The 12,475-nt window shown below is 62.8% G+C and carries 11 protein-coding genes; 4 read left to right on the top strand and 7 right to left on the bottom strand.

The annotated features are described in order from the left end of the window. Positions 1–22: 22 nt before the first annotated feature. Together AC07UR_RS28055 and AC07UR_RS28060 are read right to left on the bottom strand one after the other, a co-directional pair. Entirely contained in the window at positions 23–2,545 is a 2,523-nt protein-coding gene (locus tag AC07UR_RS28055) for a heavy metal translocating P-type ATPase (RefSeq protein WP_209790022.1), read from the bottom strand. Positions 2,546–2,743: 198 nt separating this feature from the next. Continuing rightward, positions 2,744–2,941 carry a heavy-metal-associated domain-containing protein gene (locus AC07UR_RS28060; RefSeq protein WP_209790021.1) on the bottom strand — a complete coding sequence of 66 codons (198 nt, stop codon included), beginning with the start codon at positions 2,939–2,941 and terminating at the stop codon, positions 2,744–2,746. A gap of 432 nt (positions 2,942–3,373) precedes the next feature. On the opposite strand from AC07UR_RS28060, the gene AC07UR_RS28065 reads away from it, so the two are divergent. Continuing rightward, the gene (locus AC07UR_RS28065) at positions 3,374–4,666 is read left to right on the top strand and encodes an NCS2 family permease (RefSeq protein ID WP_173423067.1); all 1,293 of its coding nucleotides are present in this window, start codon (positions 3,374–3,376) and stop codon (positions 4,664–4,666) included. Between the two features lie 124 nt (positions 4,667–4,790). Here AC07UR_RS28065 and AC07UR_RS28070 read toward each other — a convergent pair whose 3' ends face one another. Both AC07UR_RS28070 and AC07UR_RS28075 read right to left on the bottom strand, forming a co-directional pair. Further along, on the bottom strand, positions 4,791–5,111 hold the full coding sequence (locus AC07UR_RS28070) for a 2Fe-2S iron-sulfur cluster-binding protein (RefSeq protein WP_209790020.1): 321 nt from the start codon (positions 5,109–5,111) through the stop codon (positions 4,791–4,793). A gap of 68 nt (positions 5,112–5,179) precedes the next feature. Further along, positions 5,180–6,433: a cytochrome P450 gene (locus AC07UR_RS28075; protein WP_209790019.1), complete on the bottom strand. Its 1,254-nt coding sequence runs from the start codon at positions 6,431–6,433 to the stop codon at positions 5,180–5,182. Between the two features lie 111 nt (positions 6,434–6,544). On the opposite strand from AC07UR_RS28075, the gene AC07UR_RS28080 reads away from it, so the two are divergent. Further along, entirely contained in the window at positions 6,545–7,393 is an 849-nt protein-coding gene (locus tag AC07UR_RS28080) for a helix-turn-helix transcriptional regulator (protein WP_173423064.1), read from the top strand. A gap of 84 nt (positions 7,394–7,477) precedes the next feature. On the opposite strand, the gene AC07UR_RS28085 is transcribed toward AC07UR_RS28080, so the two are convergent. From AC07UR_RS28085 to puuE, 3 genes are read right to left on the bottom strand one after another with little or no spacing between them, the layout of a single operon-like run. After that, positions 7,478–7,963: an ureidoglycolate lyase gene (locus AC07UR_RS28085; RefSeq protein WP_209790018.1), complete on the bottom strand. Its 486-nt coding sequence runs from the start codon at positions 7,961–7,963 to the stop codon at positions 7,478–7,480. Positions 7,964–7,992: 29 nt separating this feature from the next. Continuing rightward, positions 7,993–9,015 carry an allantoicase gene (gene alc, locus AC07UR_RS28090; RefSeq protein ID WP_209790017.1) on the bottom strand — a complete coding sequence of 341 codons (1,023 nt, stop codon included), beginning with the start codon at positions 9,013–9,015 and terminating at the stop codon, positions 7,993–7,995. Positions 9,016–9,023: 8 nt separating this feature from the next. Then, entirely contained in the window at positions 9,024–10,439 is a 1,416-nt protein-coding gene (gene puuE / locus AC07UR_RS28095; RefSeq protein WP_209790016.1) for an allantoinase PuuE, read from the bottom strand. A gap of 171 nt (positions 10,440–10,610) precedes the next feature. On the opposite strand from puuE, the gene uraH reads away from it, so the two are divergent. Together uraH and xdhA are read left to right on the top strand one after the other, a co-directional pair. Beyond that, a complete protein-coding gene (uraH, locus tag AC07UR_RS28100) occupies positions 10,611–10,982 on the top strand; it encodes a hydroxyisourate hydrolase (protein ID WP_209790015.1) in 372 nt (123 codons plus the stop codon). Positions 10,983–10,988: 6 nt separating this feature from the next. Further along, complete coding sequence (xdhA, locus tag AC07UR_RS28105) at positions 10,989–12,470, top strand: xanthine dehydrogenase small subunit (RefSeq protein ID WP_209790014.1); 1,482 nt, start codon at positions 10,989–10,991, stop codon at positions 12,468–12,470. Positions 12,471–12,475: the final 5 nt, after the last annotated feature.

A 12,475-nucleotide genomic window follows, 5' to 3' on the forward strand; every position in this document is an offset into this window, starting at 1 on the left:
GCCGCCGGGGAGAGGTGTGCTGTTATCGCGTCGCGGGCGTTTGCGCGACGACGCCGCGGAAACTCCTCAGGCGAAGCGCATTGCCGAGCACGAAGACGCTCGACAGCGCCATCGCACCGGCGGCGAAGATCGGTGACAGCAACAGGCCATAGGCGGGGTAGAGAGCGCCCGCAGCAACCGGGATGAGGACCGCGTTGTAGGCGAAGGCCCAGAACAGGTTTTCCTTGATGTTGCGGATCGTTGCCTTCGACAGGGCGATCGCGTTCGGCACGCCCAGGAGATCTCCGGACATCAGCACCACATCGGCGCTTTCGATCGCGACATCCGTGCCGGTACCGATTGCCAACCCGACATCGGCCTCGGCAAGCGCTGGCGCATCGTTGATGCCGTCACCGACGAAGGCGACGGCACGGCCGCCGGCTTTCAGCCGCTTCAGGGCGGCAACCTTGCCGTCGGGCAGCACCTCGGCGATGACTTCGTCGATGCCGAGCTTGGCGGCGATCGCTTCTGCGGTTCGACGGTTGTCGCCGGTGATCATCGCCACCTTGAGGCCGAGATCGTGCAGCATGCGGATCGCCTGCGGCGTCGTTTCCTTGATCGGGTCGGCAACGGCGATGATGGCCGCAAGCCTGCCGTCGATTGCGGCATAGAGCGGGCTCTTGCCTTCCGCGCCGAGGCGGGCTGCCTGGTCGGCAAACATCGAGACGTCGAGATCGAGCTTGGCCATCAGCCGGTCGGCGCCGACATGGACGCTGCGTCCGTTGACGGTGGCGCTGGCGCCGAAGCCGGGCACGGCTTCGAAGTTGGCAGGCGCTGCAATAGCGATGCCTTCCGCCTTCGCGGCCTCGACAATCGCCTCGGCGATCGGATGTTCCGACCGGGTTTCGACGGCAGCCACGAATGCTAGCACGTCGCCACGTTCAAATCCGGGGGCGGTGTCGAGGTCGGTCAGCTCCGGCCGGCCCTTGGTGAGCGTGCCGGTCTTGTCGACAGCAATGATCTGGGCGTTGCGCAGGGTCTGCAAGGCTTCGCCCTTGCGGAACAGCACGCCCATTTCGGCCGCCCTGCCGGTCCCGACCATGATCGAGGTGGGGGTCGCAAGACCCATGGCGCAGGGGCAGGCAATGATCAGCACGGCGACGCCGTTGACGAGCGCAAAGCTCAGCGCCGGATCCGGACCGAAGATCAGCCAGATCGCGAAGGTAATGGCGGCGATGGCGATGACGGCCGGAACGAACCAGGCTGTCACCTTGTCGACCAGCGACTGGATCGGCAGCTTGGCGCCCTGGGCCTGTTCGACCATGCGGATGATCTGTGCCAGCACCGTATCGGCACCGACCTTGGTGGCGCGGAAGGTGAAGGAGCCTGTCTTGTTGATCGTGCCGCCAACAACGTCAGCACCTGCGGTCTTTTCAACCGGAACCGGTTCGCCGGTGATCATCGATTCGTCGACGTAGGAATTACCTTCGACAACGATGCCATCGACCGGAACGCGGTCGCCGGGGCGCACCAGCACGGTATCGCCGGCATGAACGTCGGCAAGCGCAATCTCGATCGTTTCACCGTCGCGTACAACGCGTGCCGTCTTTGCCTGCAGACCCATCAGGTGTTTGATCGCCTCGGAGGTGCGGCCCTTGGCACGGGCTTCCAGCACTCGACCGAGCAGGATCAGCGTGACGATGACGGCTGCGGCCTCATAATAGACGTTGGCCGTGCCCTCGGGCAGAAGTCCGGATGCGAAGGTGGCGACGACCGAATAACCCCAGGCGGCGGCGGTGCCGATCGCGACCAGCGAATTCATGTCCGGCGCGAGACGCAGGAGCGCCGGGATGCCCTTCTGGTAGAAGCGCAGGCCCGGACCGAAGAGCACCAGCGTCGTCAGCACAAATTGCAGGTACCAGCTCTCCTGCATGCCGATGTTGATCATGACAAAGTCGTGCACGGCCGGGATGAAATGCGACCCCATCTCCAGGACGAAGATCGGCAGCGTCAGAGCGGCGGCGATCAGCAGCGATCGGCTGAGGCGCCTCGCTTCGCGCTCGCGCTTTTCTGCTTCCTCGTCGGTGCTCTCGTCGCCGGTGATGCGCCGGGCGTCGTAGCCGGCCGCGCGCACGGCCTGTTCGAGACTGGCAGACGTCGCAATGCCCTTGGTGAGCCGCACGGAGGCGCGCTCGGTCGCGAGGTTGACGCTGGCTTGCATCACACCGGGCACCGCCTTCAGCGCCTTCTCGATGCGAGCGACGCAGGAGGCGCACGTCATGCCTTCGATTGCCAGCTCGATCGATTCCTCAGCGGCGCCATAGCCACTGTTTTCGATCGCCTTGACGATGTCGGCGGCCTTGGTCGTCGCATCGAAGCGAACATCGGCGCGCTCGGTCGCCAGGTTGACGGAGGCGGAGGTAACCCCAGGGACTGCGCGGATCGCTTTTTCCACGCGTGCGACGCACGAGGCACATGTCATGCCTTCGACCGGTATGCTGGCGGTGAGCGCAGCACCGGGAATTGCCGTCGCGTTCTTGGTTTCGATGGTGGTCACAGATCCCATGATCGTGCTCCTTTATCCTGTTCTTTTATCGGAAGATGGGGCTTCCAACGATGGGAAGGTCAAGGGCGGTTTCAAAGATTTCTTCTGATAATGCGCACCACGATCTTCTGCTTCGGTCCGCTGCCATCAAACGGCAAACGCCCCGGCGCTGAGCCGAGGCGTCAACCGGTGACCGGGAGGCACCGTCAAGCTTCCAGTTCAGAGCAGGCGACTGTCGTAGCCTGCCGCCTTCAGCGCTTCGGTAATCGAGCCGGCTGCGGCGACGGTCTCCACGCTGATCTCACGCGCGCCGAGATCGACCTTGACCGATGCTTGCGGATCGACGCTCAGGATCGCCTTCTGGACGCTGCCGGCACAGTGTCCGCAGGTCATGTTGTCGATCTTGTAGTTCTGCATCGCTTGTCTCCTTGTTTTCGATGTGAGACAAAGATGGGGCTTCCCATCGTTGGAAGGTCAAGAGGCCGGTCGGAGATATTTTTCCCGCGTGCTTCGGCCGCCGAATCCGCCGGCAAAAAGTCGAGAAATGGCCGTCATATCGGCCGCAACTGCTCCGAAAAATTTGAAAGTCTTTCATCGCCGAACCCTGGAATGGACGGCTAGCGGTCGGCCGCGGGAAGACGCACAATCCGAAGGCTGTGCACAAGGGCATTCGCGTCGTCTCAAGGGGGCGGACGATCGCCCGCCCGGCATGGGCCGCATGCGGTCCGTGATGCGGTTGCGCCGGATCATTCGGCGACGATCGAAATGCACTGGTCGGGGACTGGAGGAGACTGTGTCCCGATCTCTGTCGTTCGGCTGCGTCGTGGCGACGCCGCCAAGGGAGGAAATATGTTTGAACGACTATTCAAGTTAAATGAGCATGGGACGTCCGTGCGCACCGAGGTGATTGCCGGCGTCACGACATTCCTGACGATGTCCTACATCATCTTCGTCAATCCCGACATTCTGTCGACCACGGGCATGGATAGGGATGCCGTCTTCGTCGCGACCTGTATTGCCGCCGCACTCGGCTCGGCCGTCATGGCGCTCGTCGCCAACTGGCCGATCGGCATGGCGCCGGGCATGGGCCTCAACGCCTTCTTCGCCTTTACCGTGGTTGCAGCTCTCGGCTTCACCTGGCAGCAGGCGCTGGGCGCCGTGTTCATCTCCGGCGTGATCTTTCTGATCCTGACTGTAACCGGGGTGCGAAGCTGGCTGATCGCCGGCATCCCGCATTCACTCAGAAGCGCGATTGCCACCGGTATCGGCCTGTTCCTCGGCATCATCGCGCTGAAGAATGCCGGCATCGTCGTCGACAATCCGGCAACGCTGGTCGGCCTCGGCGACCTGAAGCAGACCGGTCCGCTGCTGGCGATCCTCGGCTTCTTCGTCATTGCGGTGCTCGATTCGCTCAAAGTGCGCGGCTCGATCCTGATCGGCATCCTCGTCGTCACCATTCTGTCGATGCTGCTGGGTGTCAGCGAATTCAAGGGTATCGTCTCTGCGCCGCCGAGTATCGCACCGACCTTCATGCAGCTCGATATCATGGGCGCGCTCCATGGCGGTCTGGTCCACGTGATCCTCGTCTTCGTGCTCGTCGAAGTCTTCGATGCCACGGGAACGCTGATCGGGGTGGCCAAGCGCGCCAAGCTGGTGGAAGAAGGAAAGCCAAGCCGTCTCGGCCGTGCGCTTCTCGCCGACAGCACCGCCATCGTTGCCGGTTCGTTGATCGGTACCAGCAGCACCACCGCCTATGTCGAAAGCGCCTCCGGCGTCCAGGCTGGCGGTCGCACGGGCCTAACGGCGCTCACCGTCTGCGTGCTCTTCCTGGCGGCCCTGTTCTTCTCGCCGCTGGCGGCCGCCGTCCCATCCTACGCGACGGCTCCGGCCCTGCTCTATGTCGCGGGCCTTATGATGCGCGAACTGACGGAAGTCGACTGGGACGACCTGACGGAAGCGGCACCGGCAGCACTCACCGCACTCGCCATGCCCTTCACCTATTCGATCGCCAACGGCCTTGCCTTCGGCTTCGTGAGCTATGTCGTGCTCAAGGTGTTCACCGGCAAGTGGAGCGTCATCCACCCGGCAACGCAGTTGGTTGCGGCGCTCTTCATCGTGCGCTTTGCCTTCTTCGCCGAATAAGACAAAGACCGGGGCAGACAATGCCCCGGTACCGTAATCTCAGAACTTCCCCCGAGAAGGCTGGCCGGACCGCAGACCTCTTGCGGCTCCGGTCTTTTTACATACGACGGTGCGTTAGCCCCGTTCAGTATTGCCCGGCCGGCAGATGCACGACGAGGCCGTCGAGCGCGGCGGAAACAGTGATCTGACAGCTGAGCCGGCTGCGTTCATCCGGATTGACGACGCACTCGATCATGTCCTGCTCCTGGTAGTCGGGCGCGGGCAGCTTTTCGCTCCATCCCGCGTCGATGTAACAGTGGCATGTGCCGCACGCGCAGGAGCCGCCGCATTCGGCCGCAATGGCGTCGATGCCGTTTTGAACGGCCGCGGACATCACCGACTGGCCGATTTCGGCCTCAACCTCGGTCGACTTCCCCTCGGCATCCACAAAAACAATCCTTGGCATTCCATAGTCTCCACTCAAATCTGAATTCGTTCGACGTATCTTGTGCGACAAGGCGCGATCGCTGGCGTTCAAGCCGGTTTGATGGCGATCTGCAGCCGCTTCGGGCCTCGCACCGAGAGGCCGCGCTTGTATTCGGGCCTCTCGTCGACAAGCTCGATCTGCGGAAAGCGTCGCAGCAGGGTGCTGAAGATGATGTCCATATCCAGCCGGGCGAGATGGTTACCGAGACAGAAGTGCACGCCGCCTCCGAAGGCGAGATGCCTGTTGGGGCTGCGGCCGATGTCGAAGCTGTCGGCATTGTCGAACTGTCTGGGGTCGCGGTTGGCTGCGCCGTAGAGCACGCCGAACTTGGTGCCACGCGCGAAAGTCCGTCCGGCGATTTCCACGTCCTCGATACAGTGGCGATGGAAGAACGGCAGAGGCGACTCGTAGCGGAACATTTCCTGCACGGCGGTCTGGATCAATGCCGGGTCCTGGCGCAGCCGTACCATCTCGTCGGGAAATCGCAACAGCGCGTGCATGCCGCTGCCGAGCACGTCGATCGTCGAGCCGTGGCCGGCCATCAGGATGAGCATGCAGGTCGAGATGAACTCGTCGGCGTTCATCGCCCCAGCTCGTTCTGCCTCGATCAGAACGGAAATGAGATCGTCCTTTGGGCTGCGCTCGCGTTCGTGCTTGAGGGTTATCAGGTATTCGTAGAACTCTGTTGTGTTGGTCTCGGCGATCAGCTTGCGTTCATCCGAGCGGTCGACGTCGAAAAACTGGACGATGTTTTCCGACCAGATGCGCAACTGGGGACAGTCTTCATCGGGAACGCCGAGCAGGCGGCCGATGATATGGCCGGGCACATGGGCCGCGAGATCATCGACGAAATCGATCTGGCCGCGATCGGCAAGACTGTCGATCAGCCTGTTGACATAGGCCTGGATCTGGTCGCGCAGCTTGGCGATCATCGCCGGCGTGAAAAGCTTGAACACCTGCCGGCGCAGCCGGTCGTGCACGGCGCCGTCGCTGTCGAGAAGGCTGAACTGTACGAAGCGTGAATGGTTCGGCATGTCGTGCCAGTTGCCGGCGCGCTGAATGCTGGCGATTTCTTCGGCTGTGGCGATATCCTCAAGCGAGCGGACCATCCGCTTGTCCATCACGATCGCCGAGACATCCTCGAAGCGCGAGGCGAGCCAGATGTCGAAATCCGCGAAATAGTGCAACCCCTCTTTTTCGCGCAGCGCGCGGTAGGTCGGATAGGGATCGCGAGCAAAATCCGGGGACAGCGGCGCGAAGGTAAAATTCGCGGCGTCGCCATTCGGCGCGGCTTCGGTCATGGGCAATTCTCCGTGCATAAAGCTGCATGATAACGTCACTGCCGTAGCTCTGTGAATGGTGCCCTGTCGCAAGATGATGGACAAAACTCGCATCGAATGCCAGAAAATGGCATGCTGCCCGAAAGCGAAGAGATCTATTTCCACACACCGGCAAAATTCGCCGATGCGTTTCCCTATCTGGCGCTGGTGGCCGGAAGCCGGACGGCACGCCATGACGAGGCGCCGATCCGCAAACGGTTCCACCAGCATGTCTTCGTCTACACGATCGGCGGATGCGGGTTGATCGAGGTGCGCGGTCAACGGTTCCTGGCCGAAACCGGCAGTGTTGCCTGGCTCGATACGGCTCAGGCCTATGCGCATAGCTGCGCAGCCGACAGCGAAAGCTGGCGTTATCTCTGGATGGGGATCGAGGGACACGGGCTTGATGCGCTCTATCAGTTTCTTGGCGTGCAGCAGTCGCCATTGTTCGTGCCGAGAGACATGCGGAGCGCGCAGGCGGCGTTCGAAAGTGTGAGCGGATTTCTTGCCGAGCGCTCGCCGGCGACGGACGCCTTGTCGAGCGCCGCCATCGCGGGGCTGATGGCGGACATGATCGCGCCACGGCTGATCGGAGCCGAACCGGCCGAGGACAGGTCCGGTGAAGACCGTTTGCTTCAGGTTCTGTCAGTGATGCGCGACGATCTCGCCAGGCCCTGGACGATCGACGATCTTGCGTCGCTTGCGCGGCTGAGCCCGTCGCAACTCTTTCGCCGCTTTCGCGACATGGTTGGAACGACGCCGATGGACTGGCTGCGCCACGAGCGGATCAACCAGGCAAAGCGCCTGCTGGTTGGACCCGATGCCAAGGTCTCGGCGGTGGCCGCCGTCTGCGGCTATCCGGATCCCTATCATTTCTCGCGCGATTTCCGCCGCGTGACTGGATACACGCCGACAAAATTCCGGCGGGATGGCGGCTATTGAGGCCGCAGTCTTCGCCCGATTTCGGCGGCCAGCGAGGCCCTGGCGCACCGATAACCCGACCGGACGACCGGGTCATGGATTCACTCACACGATCAGGAACGGCTCCTTGAAGAAGTGTTCCTCCAGATTGACGCCTTCGCCGCCGCGATCGACCACCGCGAAATCCGAGACGTCTTCAAGCGGCGTCAGGATGCCGTGCCAAACATTGCGAGCGATGTTGACGCCCTGGCCCGGGGTGGTCTTGAAGGCGATCGGTTCACTCGGGCCTTCGTCGGTTTCCCGGGAGACGACGATCAGAAACGGATTGTCGCTCAAGGGGATGAAGGCCTGGCTGCCGAGCGGATGGCGCTCGACCATGGTGAGTTTCAGCGGCAGCGGATAGGGTACGCCGCGCACCAGGCTGATCATGGGCCGGGCCTTTTCGCCTGTTGTATCGATCTTGGCGAGGTCGTGGTAGCGGGTTGCATTGCCCCCGTTGATGGGGAAGTTGTTGGCATTCTCCGTTTCGATCACGTCGCCGAAAGGCGCAAAAGCCTCCCGGGTCAACGGCTGTATGACGATCTCCTTCATGTGACGCTCCTCCGTCTGATGTTGGTCGTTTAAGGGGTGCCGGCACCTGCAATGCGCCCGAAGACTCGCAGCCGGCTGACGCCGCCATCGGGGTAGATGTTGAGACGGACATGAGTGGCGAGACCGATGTCTTCGATCATGCCTGCGCCATAGTCATGGATGCTGTCGGGGCTCAGCTGCTGGCGCGGCAGTACGTCCCGCCAGTAGAGCGACGATGCTGTCACCGCAGCGTCAACGGCACACTCCGCCTCGCTGAGGTCGGCCGCCTGCACCGAGCAGGCATCCGGGTAGTTACCCTTGAAATGTGCGGTGTCGACGATAACGCGTTCGATCGACGTCCGTGCGGCAAGGTGTACGATGATCCAGTCGTTGCCCGGTTCGCGCCGCCGCCGCGTCTCCCAGCCGTCGCCCATGTTGATCGCCGGCCCGGGCGCCAGCAGCCGTTGATGGCCGTAATGGCCGTTCGAAAAGGCGACAATCCGGCCGCCGAGCAGCGAGGATGCGAGGTCGACGGCCTCGTCGCCGAACCTACTTAGGTCGAGTTCGGGCGTGCCATAGACCCGTAACCGGGCAATGCCGCCGTCGGGATAGATGCGCAGCCTGACGTGACTCCAAACGCCTTCGACCCGCGCCGGGAAGAAATGATGGGCGCTTGGGCCAAGCGGGCTCGTGCACAAAAGCTCGGTCCACACTGTCGTTTCATCAGGTCCTCCTGGTGCCAGACAGGCATCAATGGCGCAGGCACTGGGGTAGTTGCCGGTGAAGTGGGCTGTGTCCACGTCGAAGCCGGCGATCCGGCCGCTTGCGGCAAGGGCGACGATTGCGTGGTCATGGCCAGGGCCGCGCCGGCGCCGGGTTTCCCACCCGTCCATCCATTTGCCGTGGTCGTCGTAGACACCGGGATGGAAGACTGCGGGACAATCCTGCAGCAGCCGCTCAAGCGGGGCGAAGAACTCGTCCGTCGCAAAGACCGGCCTGGCGCCAAGGCCGGCGGAGGCGAGATTGATCGCCTTTCGCGCGAAGTCAGGCAGGTCGACGGCTTCGATCGCCATGGCTTTGCTCAGCTCGGCAGCATGTCTTTGAGGCGCAGAAGCGCGATCCATTCCACCTGACGGCAGGCCGTCTCCAGCTCGCTGTCGCGATCGTTGCCGATGCGGGTTTCGAAGGCGGCGAGGATGTCATCCTTGCTGCGGCCCCTGACGGCAATGATGAACGGAAAGCCGAACTTTGCGACATAGGCGCTGTTGAGTTCGGTGAACCGCGCGCGTTCGGTATCGGTCAAGGCATCGAGGCCGGCGGACGCCTGCTCGCTGGTCGAGCTTTCGGTCAGCCGCTTTGCCTGCGCCAGTTTGCCGGCGAGATCCGGGTGGGCGTTGAGCACGGCAAGACGCTCGTCTGCCGTCGCCTCGCGGAACACTGCGGTCAGCGCCGCTGCAAGCCCGATCGCCGTGTCGTTGGCAGCCGACAGTTCACCGGCAAAGGCGCGTTCGGCGATCCACTCGGAATGTTCGAAGACGCCGCCGAAGCGAGCGACAAATTCAGCCTCCGAAAGCCGCGACGGACGATCGTCCCAGGCCTTGAACGGGTAGGTTTTCGCCCAGTGGCGGGCGATATCGATGCGCCGGGCGAGCCAGACTTTCTCGTGTCCCCTCACATAATCGATGAAACGGGCAAGTGCTGCGGCGCGACCCGGCCGGCCGACGAGGCGGCAGTGCAGGCCGATGCTGAGCATCTTCGACGCGCCCGCGGCACCTTCCGCATAGAGCACGTCGAAGCTGTCCTTGAGATAGCTGAAGAACTGGTCGCCGCTGTTGAACCCCTGCGGTGTCGCAAAGCGCATGTCGTTGGTGTCGAGCGTGTAGGGAATGACGAGCTGATGGCGACCTGCATGTTCGTGCCAGTAGGGCAGGTCGTCGGCATAGCTGTCGGAGACGTAGTCGAAGCCGCCGGTCTCGGTCACCAGATCGAGCGTATTGTCGGAACAGCGGCCGGTGTACCAGCCGCGCGGCGGTTCGCCGGTGACCACAGTATGCAGCCGGATCGCCTCGGCGATCTCCTCCCGCTCGCGCTCGGGGCTGAAATCCTTGTGCTCGATCCATTTGAGGCCGTGCGAGGCGATCTCCCAGCCGGCATCCTGCATGGCTGCGACCTGGGCCGGCGACCGCTTCAGCGCTGTTGCGACGCCATAGACCGTCGCCGGCACGCCCTTTTCGGTAAACATCCGGTGGAGCCGCCAGAAACCGGCGCGGGCGCCATATTCATAGATCGACTCCATGTTCCAGTGGCGCTGTCCGGGCCAGGCCTGAGCGCCGACGATTTCCGACAGGAAGGCCTCCGATGCGGCATCGCCATGCAGCACGCAATTCTCGCCGCCTTCCTCGTAATTGATCACGAATTGCACGGCAATCCGCGCCTCGTCGGGCCAGACGGTGGTGGTATCAGGGCCATGGCCGTGAAGATCGCGGGGGTATCTCATATGAAGCAGTCCTCCAGACATTTGTCTCTGCGGCCTGATTCCTAACGGGATTTTTCCAACGTCATTCCCCCTGAAAATTTTGAAAGTCTCGAATGAACGGCCCGCTTCTCAATGCCCTGGCTCGCCTCGATACTGCCAACTGGAAAGCTGACTTCGGGAGGAGCGATACGCATGCAATCTCATGGTGGAAACGACGGCCGTCTGACGACACATGTGCTGGATACGGCCAGTGGCAAACCGGCCAAGGACCTGCGCATCGAGCTTTATCGCATCGAAGGCGAGCGCCAGACGCACCTGCGCTCGGTACGCACCAATGGCGACGGACGCTGCGACCAGCCGCTTCTGAGCGGACCGCTGATGCAGACGGGCACCTACGAGTTGCAGTTTCACGCCGGCGATTATCTCGGCTCCGAAGCGGCGCGCGGCGCCAATCCGTTCCTCGATGTCATCCCCATCCGTTTCGGCATAGATGACCAGGCGGCGCACTATCACGTGCCGCTGCTGCTCTCGCCCTATGGCTACTCGACCTATCGCGGGAGCTGACCGGCAATGACCATCCAGATCCGCAACACCATCCGTTTTCTGCTCAACCACCGCCTCGTCGAGCTTTCCGACGTTTCGGCGGTCCAGACATTGCTCGATTTCCTGCGCATCGACCGCAACCTGCGCGGTACCAAGGAAGGCTGCGCCGAGGGCGACTGCGGCGCCTGCACCGTACTGGTCGGCCGAATGCTCGGCGGCCAGCTGAAATATGAATCCGTCAATGCCTGCATCCGCTTCGTCGGCTCGCTCGACGGCTGTCATGTTGTGACGGTGGATTCGCTGGCAACGCCGGGCGGCCCGCTTCATCCCGTCCAGCAGGCGATGGTTGAGACGCATGCCTCGCAGTGCGGTTTCTGCACGCCCGGCTTCGTCATGTCGCTCTATGGCCTCTGGATGGAGAACCCGAAGCCGTCGATCACGGAAATCGAAAAGGCGCTGCAGGGCAACCTCTGTCGCTGCACCGGCTACGCCGCGATCATCCGCGCCGCAGAAGCGATCTCGACGATCGGCGATCTCGGCAAGGATCCGCTGTTTGCCGAACGCGACCGGATCGCCGGTGAACTCGCCAGCCTTCAGGATGGTCGCCGCGTGGTGATCGGCGAGGGATCCGAGCTGTTCATGTTGCCGGCCTCCGTCGACGATTTTGCCGATGTGCTCGAAGCCAATCCGAAGGCGACGATCGTCGCCGGCTCGACCGATGTCGGTCTTTGGGTCACGAAGTTCATGCGCGATATCGCGCCGGTCGTGCACCTGACGCATCTCGAAGAGCTTCGCCGCATCACCGTCGACGAGAACGGTGTGACGCTGGGCGCAGGTGTCAGCTATGCCGAAGCCTATCCAGTTATCACCGAGCATTTCCCGCAACTGCGCGAACTCTGGGACCGGATCGGCGGGCAGCAGGTCCGCAATATGGGCACCGTCGGCGGTAACATCGCCAATGGTTCGCCGATCGGCGACACGCCGCCGGCACTGATCGCGCTCGGGGCCTCGGTGACGCTGCGCAAGGGCGCGCGCCGTCGCACGGTCGCGCTCCAGGATTTCTTCATCGCCTATGGCAAGCAGGATCGCGAGCCCGGCGAATTCGTCGAGGCGGTCCATATTCCCTTCCTCGAAGCCGACACGTGCTTTGCCGTCTACAAGATCACCAAGCGGCTGGATGAGGATATCACCGCGGTCTGCGGCGCCTTCCGTCTGACGTTCGACGGTGCCGGCAATGTCACGGACGCCGTGATCGCCTTTGGCGGCATGGCCGGAACGCCGAAGCGGGCTGACCATGTCGAGGCTACGCTCAAGGGCAAGGTCTGGAGCGAGGCGACAGTCGAGCAAGCGATCTCCGCCTTCGATGAGGACTTTACGCCGCTCACCGACTGGCGGGCTTCGGCGGAATACCGCCAGCTGGTGGCGAAGAACCTGCTTCGCCGCTTCTATCTGGAAACGCAGGCGACCGGAAACATCCGGCTCGACCGCACCATCGCCGTTGCAGTCTAGGAGGT

The sequence above is a fragment of the Ensifer sp. GW821-FHT05G01 genome (assembly GCF_059419585.1).